Source organism: Leisingera sp. ABD4_442, from assembly GCF_056160905.1.
Genome location: NZ_JBSWYB010000003.1, coordinates 132387 through 148852, shown reverse-complemented (window position 1 = coordinate 148852; position 16466 = coordinate 132387). Strand labels below are relative to the sequence as shown.

The 16466-nt window shown below is 63.9% G+C and carries 17 protein-coding genes and 1 pseudogene; 13 read left to right on the top strand and 5 right to left on the bottom strand.

What is annotated here, in order from left to right:
• Positions 1-167: 167 nt before the first annotated feature.
• The 5 genes and pseudogenes from betA to ACXAHG_RS04450 form a co-directional block, all read left to right on the top strand.
• On the top strand, positions 168-1823 hold the full coding sequence (betA, locus tag ACXAHG_RS04470; RefSeq protein ID WP_475056094.1) for a choline dehydrogenase: 1656 nt from the start codon (positions 168-170) through the stop codon (positions 1821-1823).
• Between the two features lie 173 nt (positions 1824-1996).
• A complete protein-coding gene (locus tag ACXAHG_RS04465) occupies positions 1997-2236 on the top strand; it encodes an HP1242/YdcH family protein (RefSeq protein ID WP_475042335.1) in 240 nt (79 codons plus the stop codon).
• A 295-nt stretch (positions 2237-2531) separates the two neighbouring features.
• On the top strand, positions 2532-2810 hold the full coding sequence (locus ACXAHG_RS04460) for a hypothetical protein (RefSeq protein WP_475056092.1): 279 nt from the start codon (positions 2532-2534) through the stop codon (positions 2808-2810).
• Positions 2811-3230: 420 nt separating this feature from the next.
• Positions 3231-3365: a hypothetical protein gene (locus tag ACXAHG_RS04455; RefSeq protein WP_475056090.1), complete on the top strand. Its 135-nt coding sequence runs from the start codon at positions 3231-3233 to the stop codon at positions 3363-3365.
• Positions 3366-3481: 116 nt separating this feature from the next.
• Positions 3482-3724 (top strand): annotated as a pseudogene (locus ACXAHG_RS04450) (transposase); the annotation flags it as partial.
• A 12-nt stretch (positions 3725-3736) separates the two neighbouring features.
• On the opposite strand, the gene ACXAHG_RS04445 reads toward ACXAHG_RS04450, so the two are convergent.
• The 3 genes from ACXAHG_RS04445 to ACXAHG_RS04435 form a co-directional block, all read right to left on the bottom strand.
• On the bottom strand, positions 3737-4807 hold the full coding sequence (locus ACXAHG_RS04445) for a hypothetical protein (protein WP_475056088.1): 1071 nt from the start codon (positions 4805-4807) through the stop codon (positions 3737-3739).
• A 38-nt stretch (positions 4808-4845) separates the two neighbouring features.
• Entirely contained in the window at positions 4846-6234 is a 1389-nt protein-coding gene (locus ACXAHG_RS04440) for a helix-turn-helix domain-containing protein (protein WP_475056086.1), read from the bottom strand.
• 76 nt (positions 6235-6310) lie between these two features.
• Positions 6311-7522, bottom strand: coding sequence for a multidrug effflux MFS transporter (locus tag ACXAHG_RS04435; protein ID WP_475042340.1), 1212 nt, complete (start codon positions 7520-7522; stop codon positions 6311-6313).
• Positions 7523-7737: 215 nt separating this feature from the next.
• Between ACXAHG_RS04435 and ACXAHG_RS04430 the strand changes: the two genes are divergently transcribed.
• The 5 genes from ACXAHG_RS04430 (at position 7738) to ACXAHG_RS04410 (ending at position 11038) form a co-directional block, all read left to right on the top strand.
• On the top strand, positions 7738-9270 hold the full coding sequence (locus ACXAHG_RS04430) for an acyl-CoA carboxylase subunit beta (RefSeq protein ID WP_475056084.1): 1533 nt from the start codon (positions 7738-7740) through the stop codon (positions 9268-9270).
• A 79-nt stretch (positions 9271-9349) separates the two neighbouring features.
• Positions 9350-9778 carry a hypothetical protein gene (locus ACXAHG_RS04425; RefSeq protein ID WP_475042343.1) on the top strand — a complete coding sequence of 143 codons (429 nt, stop codon included), beginning with the start codon at positions 9350-9352 and terminating at the stop codon, positions 9776-9778.
• A gap of 98 nt (positions 9779-9876) precedes the next feature.
• Positions 9877-10269, top strand: a complete 393-nt coding sequence (locus ACXAHG_RS04420; RefSeq protein ID WP_475056156.1) for a DUF6497 family protein — start codon at positions 9877-9879, stop codon at positions 10267-10269.
• Positions 10270-10483: 214 nt separating this feature from the next.
• Positions 10484-10624: a hypothetical protein gene (locus ACXAHG_RS04415; protein ID WP_475042344.1), complete on the top strand. Its 141-nt coding sequence runs from the start codon at positions 10484-10486 to the stop codon at positions 10622-10624.
• A gap of 69 nt (positions 10625-10693) precedes the next feature.
• Complete coding sequence (locus ACXAHG_RS04410; RefSeq protein WP_475042345.1) at positions 10694-11038, top strand: hypothetical protein; 345 nt, start codon at positions 10694-10696, stop codon at positions 11036-11038.
• A 95-nt stretch (positions 11039-11133) separates the two neighbouring features.
• On the opposite strand, the gene ACXAHG_RS04405 is transcribed toward ACXAHG_RS04410, so the two are convergent.
• Positions 11134-12276: a DcaP family trimeric outer membrane transporter gene (locus tag ACXAHG_RS04405; RefSeq protein WP_475056082.1), complete on the bottom strand. Its 1143-nt coding sequence runs from the start codon at positions 12274-12276 to the stop codon at positions 11134-11136.
• 677 nt (positions 12277-12953) lie between these two features.
• Here ACXAHG_RS04405 and ACXAHG_RS04400 point away from each other — a divergent pair.
• The 3 genes from ACXAHG_RS04400 (at position 12954) to ACXAHG_RS04390 (ending at position 16000) form a co-directional block, all read left to right on the top strand.
• The gene (locus ACXAHG_RS04400; RefSeq protein ID WP_475042348.1) at positions 12954-13157 is read left to right on the top strand and encodes a hypothetical protein; all 204 of its coding nucleotides are present in this window, start codon (positions 12954-12956) and stop codon (positions 13155-13157) included.
• Positions 13158-13303: 146 nt separating this feature from the next.
• Positions 13304-15349: an acetyl-CoA carboxylase biotin carboxylase subunit gene (locus ACXAHG_RS04395; RefSeq protein ID WP_475056080.1), complete on the top strand. Its 2046-nt coding sequence runs from the start codon at positions 13304-13306 to the stop codon at positions 15347-15349.
• A 147-nt stretch (positions 15350-15496) separates the two neighbouring features.
• A complete protein-coding gene (locus ACXAHG_RS04390; protein ID WP_475042350.1) occupies positions 15497-16000 on the top strand; it encodes a hypothetical protein in 504 nt (167 codons plus the stop codon).
• Between the two features lie 19 nt (positions 16001-16019).
• Here the strand turns inward: ACXAHG_RS04390 and ACXAHG_RS04385 are convergent, their stop codons facing one another.
• Complete coding sequence (locus ACXAHG_RS04385; RefSeq protein ID WP_475056078.1) at positions 16020-16454, bottom strand: DUF4174 domain-containing protein; 435 nt, start codon at positions 16452-16454, stop codon at positions 16020-16022.
• Between the last annotated feature and the right edge of the window lie 12 nt (positions 16455-16466).

Here is a 16466-nt window from a genome sequence, read left to right as displayed (position 1 = left end):
CTTTTGGGCAACTCCCGCCTGCCCGCCCCGTTGCCCAAAAGGGCAATCAGGGCAGGGGAGCGGGGCGTGACATCAGGTGCTGCCCGCCGCGGCGGGCAGCATCAAGGCAAAGCAAGGCAGAGCCGGGCAGGCGAGGCAGCACCCGGTCTCAGCAATGGAGAGACGCGATGAATGCGGATTATGTGATTGTCGGTGCCGGTTCGGCCGGCTGTGCCATGGCTTACCGGCTGTCGGAAGCGGGCAAGAAGGTTCTGATTATCGAACACGGCGGCACCGATGCCGGCCCGCTGATCCAGATGCCGGGGGCGCTCAGCTACCCGATGAACATGCCGCTTTACGACTGGGGCTATAAATCCCAGCCCGAGCCGCATCTGGGCGGCCGCGAGCTGGTCTGCCCGCGCGGCAAGGTGATCGGCGGCTCCTCCTCGATCAACGGCATGGTTTACGTGCGCGGCCACGCGGGCGATTACAACCACTGGGCCGAGTCGGGTGCTGCCGGCTGGTCCTATGCCGACGTGCTGCCCTATTTCAAACGCATGGAAACCTGGAACGGCCGCGGCCACGGCGGCGACCCGGACTGGCGCGGCAAGGATGGCCCCCTGCATGTGACCCGCGGCCCCCGCGACAACCCGCTGCACGATGCCTTCGTCAAGGCAGGCAGTCAGGCGGGCTACCCGGTCACCTCCGACTACAACGGCGAGCAGCAGGAAGGCTTCGGCCCGATGGAGATGACGGTCTACAAGGGCCGCCGCTGGTCTGCCGCCAATGCCTATCTGCGCCCGGCGCTGAAGCGCGACAATTGCGACATGATCCGCGCCCTTGCCCGCAAGGTGGTGATCGAGGACGGCCGCGCCGTCGGTGTCGAAATCGAACGCGGCGGCAAGGTCGAGGTGATCCGCGCCAATGCCGAGGTGATCCTGGCCGCCTCCTCGCTGAACTCCCCCAAAATGCTGATGCTTTCGGGCATCGGCCCGGCCAAACACCTGGCCGAGCACGGCATTGACGTGGTCGCCGACCGCCCCGGCGTCGGCCAGAACCTGCAGGACCACCTGGAATTCTACTTCCAGTTCGCCTGCAAGCAGCCGATCACCCTGTTCAAATACTGGAACCTGTTAGGCAAGGGTCTGGTCGGGGCGCAATGGCTGTTCACCAAAACCGGACTGGGCGCCTCCAACCAGTTCGAAAGCGCCGCTTTCATCCGCTCCGACAAGGGGGTGGACTACCCGGACATCCAGTACCACTTCCTGCCCATCGCCGTCCGCTACGACGGCCAGGCGGCGGCAGAGGGCCACGGCTTCCAGGCCCACGTCGGCCCGATGCGCTCGCCTTCGCGAGGCGAGGTCACGCTGGCCTCCAGCGACCCCAAGGACGCGCCGAAGATCCTGTTCAACTACATGTCGACCGAACAGGACTGGATCGACTTCCGCAAATGCGTGCGCCTGACGCGCGAGATCTTTGCCCAGGACGCGATGAAACCGTTCCTCAAGCACGAGATCCAGCCCGGCACCGATCTGCAGACCGACGACGAGATCGACGGCTTCCTGCGCGAGCATGTGGAAAGCGCCTATCACCCCTGCGGCACATGCAAGATGGGCGCGGCGGATGATCCAATGTCGGTGGTTGATCCGGAATGCCGCGTCATCGGCGTTGACGGATTGCGCGTTGCCGACAGCTCGATCTTCCCGCGGATCACCAACGGCAACCTCAACGGCCCCTCGATCATGACCGGCGAGAAGGCCTCCGACCACATCCTGGGCCGCCGCCTGCCGTCCTCCAACGCAGAGCCGTGGTTCAACCCGAACTGGCGCGAAGCGCAGCGCTGATCCTGTTGCGCTGCCAGCAAGCCGCCCGCCACCTCCCCTTTGTGCGGGCGGCTTTTTACTGCCGGAATTTCATCGAAATTCCGCCCGCCGAAGGCATCTTTTGATCCGCGTCAAAGTGGCCGGGCAGGGCAGGCAATAATCTGCAAGCGACCCTAGGTAGAAGGAGCGAGCAGGTGTCCAATACTCCCCATGAACTGGCCGAGGAATTCCCGGAAAAAGCGGCGCTGATGAGCCAGCTGAAACAGTCTGATGCCCATTTCGCCAAGCTGGCGGATACCTATCACGAGGTGAACCGTGCGGTGCACCGCGCAGAAACCAATGTGGAGCCGGTCAGCGCCGAGGCGGAAACCAGTCTGCGCAAGCAGCGCGCGGCGCTGAAGGACGAAATCTGGGGCATCCTGTCCAAGGCGTGACGCCAGCAAGGACCACGAGAAGAAGGGGGGCGCCCTGGGGCGTCCCCTTTCTTGCGTCCGGAGCGCGGACCGAGCCGGAGGCGGCTGGGCCGTAGGGCGAGTCGCCGCGGCGCAATTGATCCCGAAACGGCAACAAACGCCGGACGGTGTGCGCAATGTTCAAGCCTGGCTGCCAAACCAAGGCAACTGCGGTTAATTTAAGGCAAATCCGGCAATAATATGGCCGGTTGCCCTATATTCAGACTGCAGCCCAAGCCCGGCGTGAGGCCGGCATGTTACGTGAAGGAGCAGCCGTATGGGACAGACCTATCAGCCGGCCTATCAGCCCGGGCGCTGGCAGGAAATCGAGGGGGTGCCTGACGACACTTCCGATGCTGACATGCTTGCTGCGGTCCGCAATATTGTCCGGGCCGAAAGCCCGGCGCCACTCCCTGATCAGGAGCAGCCGCCCGCGCCGGTCCGGGCACGTCAATGGCAGCCGGTCCCGGCAGCCCGGCCGCCTCAGCCGCAGCAGGCGGCGGCCAAAGAAGAACGGGCCCTGATGACCCGCCTTTTGGAGCGTCTGCGCGGCTGAGGCGGCTGCCCAGGTTCGCGGAGCCTGGGCAATCCTGACCCTTCTGTACCTCCGGTTTGCTATGCTGCCGCCGTCAGCCGCTTTGGCCGAGGTTGCTGACGGGGCGGTCTATGGTGTGGAATTGACCAATTTTCCAAGCAAGCCAGCACCACCGCTCTCCAACGTCCCGAACAGTTGAATGTGGCCGCATCGGACCACGGATCAAAAGGAGTGAGGGCATGGCTGCCATTGGTCCGAAGGAATGCCCGAACAGTATGAACACGATAACACCGGAACGGATCATTGGCATAAATATCAGCCGGGACTGACCCGGCATTCAGTGTCTCCCGCGCGGCCATCGGCAGTGATAGCCAAATACGCGCAAATGGCATTCCGGCCTTGCCGGTTTGACAATGCCGCGAGGCGCGCCGGAAACCGGGATTGGCGGAAATATTTGCAGAGACGGACGCTGAACTAAAGGCTCTGCTGGATCGTAGGATCACGGTTTTGGAGATTCAGATCGAAACCGCCATCGCCGCCAATGAGGATCCGCATGAGGCAGCTGAATTACCGTGATCCGGCCCCGGGATCGGGCCTGTCGCTAGGTCCATGCTGATCGCAGAAATGCCCGAACTCGGCCAACTGCCAGGAGGACAGGCCTCAGCTCTGGCCGGTCTGGCCCTGTTGCACATGACAGCGGCGCGATGCGGGGAAAACGCGCAATTAAGGGTGGACGGCGGTTGCTGCGGCACGTCATGTTCCAGGCTGCCCTCGCCGCCATCCTTCACAATCCAGTTCTCAAAACCTTTGCAGAACGCCTTCGATCCGCTCGAAAACCGCAAAAAATCATCATCCCTGCGGTCGCGCAAAAGCTGGTTGCAATCGCAAACGCACGCGCCAAAGCGCGTCAGAAATGGTCCCCTCAGGCCACCTGAGAAATACAGTTGCTAGCCGCCTTCTGGTTCCGGCAGGCCCGCGATAAACATCTTGAGTTTTTCCCATGCGGCCCTGTCAGCCAGTTCGGGGTCTTCTGCCTGCTGTTCCGGCGTTCCGCCCTCCAGCACGGGGGCAAAGGCAGCGGCCGCCAGTTTCAGATCCGCGTCGCTGCCGATCCGGAAGGTATCGCCTGCAGGCCGCGTCAGCTGCGGCGGTGCAGGCAGCCTCTGGCCAATCCGCTTTTCTATCCACGCAAGATCCTCAGCATTCGCTGAGATAGCGCCATTGACCAGATCCGGACACAGTTCAAACCGCGGGCCGGGCAGCTCCATAAGCGTATCGACGATCAACCGGTCCCTTCGCGCAAGGGCAGGGGTGCCGAACCGGGCGTTGCTGTTCCGGCGGTAGCAGGAAATGAGAGCCAAAGCCGTGGCGGTCATGCTGGAGTTGCGGATTTGCCCGGCCCCCGCGGCTGGTGCGATGCCTGCCCATTCGGTGAAATCCTGAACCACGTCTCCTCCGGTGAAATCCTCGGGCGCAAAAATGCGCAGCCTGACGTTTTCCCGCCCGAAAACGCGGTCTAGCGGCTCAAAACGTTTCCGGTAATCGGGCCACAGGAGCTGGAAACTGTCTGCGCCTGTCTTGATGGTTTGCTGCAGCGAGCTTCGCAGAAAACTTGCAGGCGGGCGCACATAGGCAAAGACCGCCGTTTCCCGGAAATGCGGGCAGAACCGGTCCCGCACCCGGGCCAGCGCCGCTTCACCCGCAATTGAGAACCACTCTGCTGACAGGATAAAGGTCTCCTCCGGCCGGTTGCGCAATTGACGCCTGACCCGCTTTTCCAGTTCCTCGCGTTTCCCGGCCAGATCGGCTGCGCTCAGTCCGCGGTGCCTGAAGGCGAAATGCTGTTCAGGCTGATCTTGAAACAGAATTCTGCAGGGGGCCGAGTGGTTTGGGCGGCCAAGCCGCATGGTATGGGCGCCCTCCGATCCACCGTTGGTGAGCGCAGCCTGAATGGAGGTGCTGCCGGTCTTGTGCATCCCGGCGTGAAGGATCAGGCGGTTTCTGAAAGGTGGCGGCATTGCCCTGTCCTTGTTCTTGAAATTGGCGGTGCAGAGCCTCAGCTCACCTCATAGGGCAGAACCCCGCGCTGGTCGGTGTTGATGGTCAGCCGCCGCTCCAGCGGCGGCACCGAGCGCTGGTGGCAGTCCTTCCGCTCGCAGATCCGGCAGGAGATGCCGATTGGCTCATAGGCGGCGCCGCTGCTCACATCCATTCCGTCCGCATAGACCAGCGCATCCGCATGGCGCACCTCGCACCCCAGCGCAATCGCATAGCGCCGCACCGGCGCGCCGAACGACCCGCCCGGTTTCGACACGTCGCGGGCCAGCGAGATATAGCGCACCCCGTCCGGTGTTTCCGCCAGCTGGCGCAGGAAGCGGCCTGGGGTCTCGAACGCTCTATGCACGTTCCACAGGGGGCAGGCGCCGCCAAACCGGGCAAACTGCAGCCGCGTCGCCGAATGCCGCTTGGTGATGGTGCCCGCCTGATCCACCCTTACAAAGAAGAATGGCACCCCCTTGGCGCCGGGCCGCTGCATGGTGGACAGCCGGTGCGCGATCTGTTCGATCGAGGCGCCAAAGCGGATCGCCAGCAGCTCCAGATCATGGCGGCAGGCCTGCGCCGCCTCCAGGAACCGCCCGTAAGGCATCAGCGCCGCGCCCGCGAAGTAATTGGCGAGGCCGATCTTGGCGATAGCGCGGGCTTCCTCGCTCTGGAATTTTGCAAAATCGAGGGTGGCTTCCAGCAAAGTGTTCTGCCGCAAAAGCGCCACCTGCAGCAGCATCTGAAAGAGCTGCGTCTGCCGGGCGGAGCGATTTGACAAATGCAGCACCTGCGCCTCCGCATCATAGTGGCGCAGCCCCTCCATCTCGGTCTGGCGCACGGTGATGCCGCCGCGCTCCAGCTCGGCAACAGCCGCGGCGCGGATGTCGCTTGTGGCTGCGAACCGCTCCGCCGCGTGGTCCACCGCGTCAATGTAGTTGTCGCAATAGTGGAAGAAATCGCGTACCTCTTCCCAGGGGCTGGCCTGAATACGCGCATCCTCCCGCCCCAGCGCCTCATCCAATGAGGCCAGCCGCTCATGGGTCTGCCGGTAAGCCCGGTGCAGCGCCAGAAAGGCCCGCGCCAGCGCAGGCGCATTCGACGCCGTCAGCCGCAGGTCCGCCAAGGGCGGTGCATCATCGGCAAACACCGGGTCTGCCATCGCCTCGCGCATGTCGCTGACCAGCCGCTCGCTGTCCCCAGCTGACAGTTCGGTCACATCCATGCCGAACTCCTGCGCCAGCGCCAGCACCACAGTGGTCGACACCGGGCGGTTGTTGTTCTCCATCTGGTTCAGATAGGGCAGGGAGACGCCCAGCTTGGCAGCGAAATCCTTCTGCGTCAGCTCCAGCCGCTGCCGCATCTCGCGCAGCTTGGCGCCTGCATATAACTTCTGGGTGGCCATGGAGGGATGCCTTTGCAAATCCGGTTCTTGCGAATGGTATAAATGCAAACTTGCACCTGCAAGCCCGCGGCAGCACCTATGCGCCGATCTGCCGCTCCCGCAGCACCACCAGCAGGATTGCAATCAATCCGCAAACCCCGGTGCCGAACATGATCGCCAGCAGCGGCACCGCGGTGGAACCGGGTACCAGCAGCATCCCCGCAAAGGCGCTGAGCGCCGCGCCCGCGCCGATCATGATGGCACCGCTAAGGCCAGAGGCGGTGCCCGCCAGATGCGGCCGCACCGAGATCGCACCGGCGGTGGCATTGGGGATTGCCATGCCGTTGCCGACCCCGACAAAACACATGAGGCCAAAGAAGCTGTAGACCGTGTCAGCGCCCGCCAGCGCAATCAGCAGTGACAGCAGCACCCCGCCGCCATTGATGGCGCAGCCCCACAGCACCATCCGGTTGATGCCGATCCGGGTGGAATACCGCCCCGACAGGAAATTTCCTGCGAAATACCCGACTGCGGGGGCAGAGAAATAAACCCCCAGCTCTGCTGTGCTCAGGCCATAGATCTCGGTGCCGACAAAAGGCGCGCCGCCGAGATAGGCAAAGAACGACCCGGAGGCGAGGCCGGAGGCCAGCGAATAGCCCCAGAACCGCGGCGAGCGCAGCAGCTCCGGATATTCGCGGAACTGGGCCATCAGGGTCTTGCCGCTCTTGCGGGCGGTTTCGCCAAAATCGCTGTAGGTGATGGCCAAGGTGGCGGCGCCCACCAGGAACAGCAGCCAGAAATTGGCCTGCCAGCCCAGCCACTGATCCAGCACGCCGCCGATGGCCGGGCCGATCATCGGCACCACCGCCATGCCCATGGTCACATAACCGATCATGCTGGCGGCCTTGCCGGTGTCATACATGTCGCGCACCGCGGCGCGGCTCAGCACCATGGTGCCCGCCACCACCGTCTGCGCCACCCGGAACATCAGGAAAATTTCCGCTGTCGGTGCGTAAATGCAGCCGAGCGTCGCCAGCAGGAACAGCGCGATGCTGGCCAGGATCACCGGCCGCCGCCCCATCTGGTCGGAAATCGGGCCGACAAAGATCTGCACCACCGCATTGCCCGCCAGATACAGCGCCACCGACAGCTGCATCACCCGGTAATCAACCGCATAATACTCTGCCATCCCCGCCAGCGACGGCAGATGCAGGTTCATGCCAAGCGCCGACAGCCCTGCCAGCAGGATCAGAGTGAAAATGCGCGGGGGCGTCCGCTGGCCAGAGGCCGGGGCATCATATGTGGACATACCATCTGCCTTAGAGCAGCCCGCCGCCCTTGTCTATCGCACATTCCGGGAGACCTCTATGTGCGGTGCTGGACGGCGGTTGCGGCTTCCTGGGTTTGCTGATTTTCAACTTTGCCAACCTCATATGCAAACGATTTGCAAATTTGCGAAAATGTCCTTTGGCTTCGCTGTAGCGCAATATATGTTCGCGGTGAAATCTACAGGGGACATGTGCCATGAAAGACATCCTTTCCGAGCTGGAAGACCGCCGCCAGGACGCGCGGCTGGGCGGCGGCCAGCGCCGCATCGACGCACAGCATGGGCGCGGCAAGCTGACAGCCCGCGAACGGATCGAACTTCTGCTGGACGAGGGCAGCTTTGAAGAGTTCGACATGTTCATCGCCCACCGCTGCACCGATTTCGGCATGGAGGACAACAAGCCGGCGGGCGACGGTGTTGTCACCGGCTGGGGCACCATCAACGGCCGCCAGGTCTATGTCTTCTCCCAGGACTTCACCGTGCTGGGCGGCTCGGTCTCTGCCACCCACGCCCAGAAGATCTGCAAGATCATGGATATGGCGGTGCAAAACGGCGCACCGGTCATTGGCATCAACGACTCCGGCGGTGCTCGGATCCAGGAAGGCGTCGACGCGCTGGCCGGCTACGCCGAGATTTTCCAGCGCAACATCATGGCGTCCGGCGTGATCCCGCAGATCTCTGTCATCATGGGCCCCTGCGCGGGCGGCGCGGTCTACAGCCCGGCGATGACCGACTTCATCTTCATGGTTAAGGACACCTCCTACATGTTCGTGACCGGCCCGGACGTGGTGAAAACCGTGACCAACGAGGTGGTGACGGCTGAAGAGCTGGGCGGTGCCTCCACCCACACCCGTAAATCCTCCGTGGCCGACGGCGCCTTTGAAAACGATGTGGAGGCGCTGGCCGAAGTCCGCCGCCTTGTCGACTTCCTGCCCCTCAATAACCGCGAAAAACCCCCGGTGCGCCCGTTCTTTGACGAGCCCGGCCGCATCGAGAGCAGCCTCGACACGCTGATCCCGGAAAACCCCAACAGCCCCTACGACATGAAGGAGCTGATCACCAAGGTGGCGGACGAGGGCGACTTCTACGAGATCCAGGAGGATTTCGCCAAGAACATCATCACCGGCTTCATCCGCCTCGAAGGCCAGACCGTGGGCGTCGTTGCCAACCAGCCGATGATGCTGGCGGGCTGCCTCGACATCGACTCCAGCCGCAAGGCCGCCCGTTTCGTGCGTTTCTGCGACTGCTTTGAGATCCCGATCCTGACCTTCGTCGACGTGCCGGGCTTCCTGCCGGGCACCTCCCAGGAATACGGCGGTGTTATCAAACACGGTGCCAAGCTGCTGTTCGCCTATGGCGAAGCCACCGTGCCCAAGGTCACCGTGATCACCCGCAAGGCCTATGGCGGCGCCTATGACGTGATGGCCTCCAAGCACCTGCGCGGCGACTTCAACTATGCCTGGCCCACCGCCGAGATCGCGGTGATGGGCGCCAAGGGCGCCACCGAGATCATCCACCGCGCCGATCTGAACGATCCCGAAAAGATCGCCCAGAAAACCGCGGAGTATGAAGACCGTTTCGCCAACCCGTTTGTGGCGGCGGAACGCGGCTTCATCGACGAGGTGATCATGCCCCAGTCCACCCGCCGCCGGGTCAGCCGCGCCTTTGCCTCCCTGCGGGGCAAGCAGCTGAAAAACCCTTGGAAAAAGCACGACAACATTCCGCTGTAACGCGGATGTTTCAGCGGGGGCTGTCTGCCCCCGCACCCCCGAGAGTATTTTTCACCAGAAAGAAGAGGGCGCTTCGGTCTTGTCCCGCACCTCCTGGCATATCACCCGCACGGACAGCGCCCTGACGCTGTCGCGCCGCCTGCCTGCACGTTTCGACGTCGCGGCGGAGATGGTGCTGCCCGCCGCTGATCCCCTGCGGCTGGCGCATCAGATCCGCCAGGACATGTGGCGCAAACTGCAGTCGTTGCGCGGCTTCTCGCCAGTGGTGGAGATCACCGCCGCGGGGCAGGGGCTTCGGGTCCGGGCAGGCGGGCAGGTGGCCGGCCGGGTGCCCGCCAATGCCGCTGGGCTGATAGCGGAGGTGCTTGACCACCCCGGCAACCAGGCCCGCTGGCTGCGCCATGCCTGGCGGCGCAAGGGCAGACCGTGCCCCGAATTCGGTTCGAAAGCGAAGAATCCGCACAAAATTGCGGCAAAAATTGACATGGGGAGCGAATCAGTCTCATGATCCGCGTCAGCCGAAATCAGATAGCGCGCGCTTCTTGTGCTGCGCCTGCAGCCCCGGCCGGAGGAGCCCGGGAAACCGGGGGCCGGGGCTGCGGATTTCTGGCGGCACTCCCATTTTGCTTCTGTGCCCTCTCTGCTGCGGCAGCGGATGCGGTGGCGGTCCCTTCGGGCCAGTCCGTGACGCTGGCAGAGGTGCTCCTGGACGAGACCCCCGGACTTGCTGGTGAGACCTGGGCGCGGTTCCGCTTTGTGGCGCCGCAGATCGCCCGCGGCACCGGCAGCGTCAGCTATGAGGCGGCGGCGCCAGACATGGACCATCTCTGCGAAACCCTGGCGCTGCCTTATCTGGCCGAACACGGGGTCAGCGCCGCCCGGGTGGTGATTTCGCTGTCGGACCGGTTGCTGCCCTTTGGTGCGCAGGACCCTGCCGCCACCCAGTTTTTCGAGGCCTACCGCCCTCAGGGCGCGGGCTGCATGTGGGAGGCTTTCTGATGTTTCCACAATATCTTGCGGCGCACAGTTCAGACCGGCGGATTCTTGCGGCATTGCAGCCACAACGCTGTCATTTGCCGCGATTCGCATGTGACACCGCTGCAAACCCCGCTATCCTTGGCGCGGGCAGCCAGAAGGCTGCCTTCACATTGAGGTTGAGGCACGCGGGCGGCGAGCCCCCCGCAGGTTTCGCAAATTTTATCAGGAGACAGCAATGTCCAAGAGCATCAAGCTTATCGCCATGGCCGGCCTGCTGGCCGCCGTTGCAGCCTGCGCCCAGCAGGAAGAAGAATTCGTCGTGGTCGAGCCCGAGCCGATCTCGCAAGAGCCGGAATTCACCGGCAAGCTCAAGTAACGACCATAAGGGTCCGGCCCTGCGGCCGGCCCTTTCCCGCCCGCAGGGTGCCGGACAGGAGGCACCCAAATGCTGAAACACCGCGGGTTCCCGGGCCGTATGCCCGGTACCGATTTCCAATTCACCATCCGCCGCCCCAACCCCAAAGGGGCAACGCCGCTGATCCGGCGCGAGCGCTTCCGCGACCGCAAGAATGTCGACAAACGTGTCGATACGGTCTTTATGCAGGCGCTGTGGGAGCAGTTCGGCGACCAGCCGTTTGAGCGCGGCAACCTGGACGCAGGCCGCCTCAGCTGGCTGTTCGGCCGCGAGGTGATCCCGGCCGAAGATCCCTTTGATCCTGAAAGCTACGAGGCGCTGCTGGTCATCAATGAGGCCGTTGCGCGCGCCTCTTTCCCGGACGCGTTCGAGTGATGGCGCGGCCCCGGATTCATAACACGCAAATGGCACCGCGGATTGCTCCGCGATGCCTGCTGCTGCGTCCGGGGCGCCGCCTGACCGGTGCCGCGTCAGAAGTTCAGCTGCACCGCCAGCTGCACACGGTCGCCGTCAAACGTATTGCCGGAGATCGTGTCGTTGCGTTCGCCAAAGATGTATTCGGCGCTCAGCGTCAGATTGTCAGTCGGGCTGAAGAAGGCATTCACGTGAATGGTCTCCAGCTCGGTAAAGGACAGCGTGCCGGTCGAGGTCGGCAGATCGTAATCCTCGCGTCCGTAACCGATGCCGACATTCCACTTCTCGCCGATGTCCTGGCGGAATTCGAGCGTGTAGCCTTCCACATCGTTGGCCTGGCCGCCGACCACCGCATCGCCAAGACCGATCAGCAGCGGCCCCAGCGCCTCGCCGTCAACATAGGTGGCCTGGAACAGCCCGCCGTCCCAGGGGCGGATCGAGCCCGACAGTGTCACACCGGTCTGATCGACCTCCACGCCGCCGCTTTCGACGGTGCCCGCCAGGCCCGCAATCCGCGCGGTGAACAGATCATTGCTGTACTGGAAGGCCGCGGTGGCCACCGGATCGCTGGAGGCAGCAGTGTTTTCCTCCAGCGACAGGCTGTAGTCGAAGCCGTCGCCAAAGCTGTTGCTGTAGCGGATCTGCGGCACCCTGGCAAAGGCGATGCCGACAGGGCCGTTGAACTCGACGCTGGTGGGGTATTCGCCCAGCGGCATGAAGTTGGTCCAGTACTGGCCGACCAGCCAGTTGTCGCCAATCTGCACATTGGCATGGCGCAGCCGCAGCTCGGAAGTGCCGCCGGAGGCGAACAGGTCAAACTCCAGCTGGCCCTTCAGGGTGCCGATGCCGGTTTCGGTGGTGGTGCGGATGCCCAGGCGCGACTGGCGCACGGTGGCGCCGAACTCGCCGTCGGTGGCATTCACCGGCTCGCCGATGTTGTTGACAAAGGCGGTGTCGCCCTGGGTGAAATCGAAGTCGTAATAGAAATCGGCCTTGACGTAGCCGTAGATGTCGACCGCGGTATTGCCCAGCCGGAAATCGCCGGGGGCGCCGGTCACTTGCTGGTTTTCAGCCTCCAGGGCCGCGACGCGGTTGCGCAGGTCCTGCAGCTCGGACTGCGTGTCTGCCTGCGCCAGCCCGGCACTGCCGGCAAGCGCTGCGGCAGCCAGGGCAAAGCGCCCCGTTTGCACCTTGTTCATGGGGTTATCCCTCCTCCTTCAGTGGTGTGCGGCCACGCTTTCACGGACCGCAAACAGGGGGAAATGACATCAAGGGGAGCCGCCGTGATCTCCGGCGCCGGGAAATGTGACCAAAACTCACGGCCCTGTCCCGCAGTTGTGACAGAGGCAGTCAAGCCTTTGGCGGTGCAGCAAAACCTGCCGCTGCAATCCGCCTGCCGCTCACGCGGGGGCCGCTGGGGAGCCAGGGCTGGCGCGGCTCCGCACCGGCTTCATAACGGATCTGTGACAGCGCCGCAGCGCAGCCGCGCCAGCTGCGGACGGCTGCCGCGGTATGTCGGCGTGAATTTGCACATGCCCCGCGCGATTCAGCAGGAATCTGCCCAAAACAACCGCCTTGCAGTTCAGGGGCTTACAGCGGCGCCGGGGGCGTGCATCGTAGGTCAAGCAGCGCAGCCACGCTGCAGTGCCGAGCATCTGTTCCGGCCCCTTCGCCTGAACGGGCAGGTACGCGACCCCATCCGCGGCCTGCCCGTCTTTTATCCCCTTCAGGCACTGGCGGAAGCTTGCCGCTTATCCCCCCCGATGCGGCAAGCCTCCGCCCAACTTTTCGCCTCGCAAACTGTGCCGTTGCCCTGCCGCGCCAAGCCTGCACATTCCGCAGGGACACTGACGTCCCCGGAAGAAGGAAACTGGACATGCGGGCAAAATCTCTCATCGCGGCGCTCTCGCTTTGCGGCCTCGTTGCGGCCTGCGGCGACACCACTGGCGAACGCATCGTTTACGGCGGCGGCGCCGGCGCGCTTGGCGCCGCGATCCTCGACGCCAACCTGGTTACCGGCGCAGCCGTCGGCGTGGCCGCAAACCTCGTCTATTGCGAGCAAAACCCCCGCAAGTGCTGAGGCCGCCGCCTCTGCACATCTGAACAGCCGCCCCTCGCGGGCTGCTTCTGACATCGCGCAAACGCCGTGCCTGGGCCAGCCCCGGGCGCGGCGTTTTGCATTCCGGAATGCCAAGGGCCAAGGGCCAGAATACAAAGGGACCGCCTATGTTTGATAAGATCCTGATCGCCAACCGCGGCGAGATCGCCTGCCGCGTGATTAAAACCGCGCGCAAGATGGGTATCAAAACCGTTGCCATCTACTCTGACGCCGACAAGCAGGCCCTGCATGTGCAAATGGCGGATGAGGCCGTCCACATTGGTCCGCCGCCTGCCAACCAGTCTTATATCGTCATCGACAAGGTGATGGAGGCAATCCGCCAGACCGGCGCGCAAGCCGTGCATCCGGGCTACGGCTTCCTGTCGGAAAACTCCAAATTCGCCGAGGCGCTCGAGGCCGAGGGCGTCGCCTTTGTCGGCCCCCCGAAAGGCGCGATTGAGGCGATGGGTGACAAGATCACCTCCAAGAAGATCGCCCAGGAGGCTGGTGTCTCCACCGTGCCGGGCTACATGGGGCTGATCGAGGACGCCGAGGAAGCCGTGCGCATCTCCAACCAGATCGGCTACCCGGTGATGATCAAGGCCTCTGCCGGCGGCGGCGGCAAGGGCATGCGGATCGCCTGGAACGATGAGGAAGCCCGCGAAGGCTTCCAGTCCTCCAAGAACGAGGCCGCAAACTCCTTTGGCGACGACCGGATCTTCATCGAGAAATTCGTCACCCAGCCGCGCCACATCGAAATCCAGGTGCTGTGTGACAAGCACGGCAACGGCATCTACCTGGGCGAGCGCGAATGCTCGATCCAGCGCCGCAACCAGAAAGTCGTGGAAGAGGCCCCGTCGCCCTTCCTGGACGAGGAAACCCGCAAGGCCATGGGCGAGCAGGCTGTCGCTCTGGCCAAAGCCGTGGGCTATTCCTCCGCGGGCACCGTGGAATTCATCGTCGACGGCGACAAGAACTTCTACTTCCTGGAAATGAACACCCGCCTGCAGGTGGAGCACCCGGTCACCGAGCTGATCACCGGCGTCGACCTGGTCGAACAGATGATCCGCGTCGCAGATGGCGGCGAGCTGCCGCTGCGCCAGGAAGATGTGAAACTCACCGGCTGGGCTATTGAAAACCGTCTTTACGCCGAAGACCCGTACCGCAACTTCCTGCCCTCCATCGGCCGCCTGACCCGCTACCGCCCGCCGGCAGAGGTCGCCGCCGGCCCGATGGCTGAGAATGGCACCTGGCATGGCGACGCGCCCACCGGCGCATCGGCCGTACGCAATGACACCGGCGTCTATGAGGGCGGCGAGATCTCGATGTACTACGACCCGATGATCGCCAAGCTTTGCACCTGGGCGCCGACCCGCGGCGAGGCGATCGAGGCGATGCGCGTGGCGCTGGACAGCTTCGAGGTTGAGGGCATCGGCCACAACCTGCCGTTTGTGGCGGCGGTGATGGACCATCCGAAATTCGTCTCCGGCGACATGACCACCGCCTTCATCGCCGAGGAATACCCGGACGGTTTTGAAGGCGTGGAACTGCCCGAGGCCGACCTGCGCAAGATCGCGGCCTCCTGCGCCGCGATGCACAGGGTTGCCGAAATCCGCCGCACCCGCGTCTCGGGCCGGATGGACAACCACGAGCGCAAGGTGGGCACCGATTGGGTTGTCTCCCTGCAGGGCCAGTCCTTCAATGTGGTGATCGACGCCGACCGCGAAGGCGCCACCGTCAAATTCGACGACGGCAGCGAACTGCGGGTGGCCTCCGATTGGACCCCGGGCGACCAGCTGGCCACGCTGGACGTGAACGGCGAAACCCTGGTGCTGAAGACCGGCAAGGTCACCCAGGGCTTCCGCATCCGCGCCCGCGGTGCCGACCTCAAGGTCCATGTGCGCACCCCGCGGCAGGCGGAACTGGCGCAGCTGATGCCGGAAAAACTGCCGCCGGACACCTCCAAGATGCTGCTCTGCCCGATGCCCGGCCTGATCGTGAAGGTGGACGTCGAAGTGGGGCAGGAGGTCCAGGAGGGCCAGGCGCTTTGCACCGTCGAGGCGATGAAGATGGAAAACATCCTGCGCGCCGAGAAGAAGGGCGTGGTCTCCAAGATCAACGCGGGCGCCGGCGACAGCCTGGCGGTCGACGACGTGATCATGGAATTCGAATAATGCACCTTGGGGCAGGCACATATGCAGACGGGCAGGCGGGTTTTCCCGCCCCCGCCGCCGTGCCTGCCCCGCAGGGTCCGGTGCCATGCACCGAATCTTCAGAATATTCTGCGACACTGAGGCTGTTTGACGACCTCAAGGTGCCGCATGATCCGTCTCCTGACCTGTCTTTTGACCGCCCTGGCGCTGCTGTCTGCCTGCGCGCTCGACAAGGAAGAGGCGCTGCGCGCCCAGCTTTCCACCTGGGTGGAACTGGGGGAGACGTTCTTTTTCCAATCCTCGATGAGCTGCACCGCCGCCGTGTTCCACACCGCGGAAAACCCGCGCATCACCTCGCTGGTGGACCGCGCGCGGTCTCTCAACACCGGCATGAAGATGCTGGAGGCCGGCAAACCGGTGATGTTTGCGGTGTCCGGCAAATCCCCCAACGCAGTGACGGAAGACATCATGTCCCGCGACCTGCCGCAGGGGCTGGGGGTGCTGAATTCGGGGCTGGCGGGCGTCAGCTGCATGTCGGATCTGGTCAAATCCGTCTATTATCAGGCGATCCGCAACCCCGCGTCCAATCTGGTCTTCGTGCCGGAAACCGGCGCGATGGTGGTTTTGGACAAGCAGGCGATGGCGCTGATCTACGTCCGCGGCAACGGCTGACCGCGACCGCCGGGCGGGCTCACCCGCCGCGCCGCTCTTCCACTTCGCGCAGGCGTTCCGGGAACTTGTCGATGGTGCGGGACAGCTCGCGTACCGTCCAGGGATGCGGCTTCCTGAGCTTGACGCCGCCGTCCTTGCCCACCAGCACCAGCATGAAACCGCGCGGCCGCAGCTTCTTGCGCAGGGCGGACTTGGCGGCCGGATCGGTATCGGTCAGCACCACCACATCGCGCGTCTTCAGCGCCTCGATGCCGTCCATCAGCCGTTCCATCTGCTCATGGAACCGCGGGTCCTCGGGACTGTCGGCAAATACCACCACCGGGCGGTGCGTCCACTGGAATTCCTCCAGTTCCACATCATACCCGGGCTGGATCAAATCGGGCGCGCTGCCGTCCGCCGCGGCAGCCGCAAGCGGCAGAAAACCTGCCATGACAACGCTTAGGATTGCTCTCATGATCTCTCCTGT

What these genes read in the sequence shown, in the direction of transcription:
- ACXAHG_RS04440 (WP_475056086.1), bottom strand. Translation starts at nt 6,234, where the DNA reads ATGGCCACCCAGAAGTTATATGCAGGCGCCAAGCTGCGCGAGATGCGG.
- ACXAHG_RS04445 (WP_475056088.1), bottom strand. Translation starts at nt 4,807, where the DNA reads ATGCCGCCACCTTTCAGAAACCGCCTGATCCTTCACGCCGGGATGCAC.
- ACXAHG_RS04430 (WP_475056084.1), top strand. Translation starts at nt 7,738, where the DNA reads ATGAAAGACATCCTTTCCGAGCTGGAAGACCGCCGCCAGGACGCGCGG.
- ACXAHG_RS04390 (WP_475042350.1), top strand. Translation starts at nt 15,497, where the DNA reads ATGATCCGTCTCCTGACCTGTCTTTTGACCGCCCTGGCGCTGCTGTCT.
- ACXAHG_RS04410 (WP_475042345.1), top strand. Translation starts at nt 10,694, where the DNA reads ATGCTGAAACACCGCGGGTTCCCGGGCCGTATGCCCGGTACCGATTTC.
- ACXAHG_RS04405 (WP_475056082.1), bottom strand. Translation starts at nt 12,276, where the DNA reads ATGAACAAGGTGCAAACGGGGCGCTTTGCCCTGGCTGCCGCAGCGCTT.
- ACXAHG_RS04435 (WP_475042340.1), bottom strand. Translation starts at nt 7,522, where the DNA reads ATGTCCACATATGATGCCCCGGCCTCTGGCCAGCGGACGCCCCCGCGC.
- ACXAHG_RS04385 (WP_475056078.1), bottom strand. Translation starts at nt 16,454, where the DNA reads ATGAGAGCAATCCTAAGCGTTGTCATGGCAGGTTTTCTGCCGCTTGCG.
- ACXAHG_RS04400 (WP_475042348.1), top strand. Translation starts at nt 12,954, where the DNA reads ATGCGGGCAAAATCTCTCATCGCGGCGCTCTCGCTTTGCGGCCTCGTT.
- ACXAHG_RS04395 (WP_475056080.1), top strand. Translation starts at nt 13,304, where the DNA reads ATGTTTGATAAGATCCTGATCGCCAACCGCGGCGAGATCGCCTGCCGC.
- betA (WP_475056094.1), top strand. Translation starts at nt 168, where the DNA reads ATGAATGCGGATTATGTGATTGTCGGTGCCGGTTCGGCCGGCTGTGCC.
- ACXAHG_RS04415 (WP_475042344.1), top strand. Translation starts at nt 10,484, where the DNA reads ATGTCCAAGAGCATCAAGCTTATCGCCATGGCCGGCCTGCTGGCCGCC.
- ACXAHG_RS04460 (WP_475056092.1), top strand. Translation starts at nt 2,532, where the DNA reads ATGGGACAGACCTATCAGCCGGCCTATCAGCCCGGGCGCTGGCAGGAA.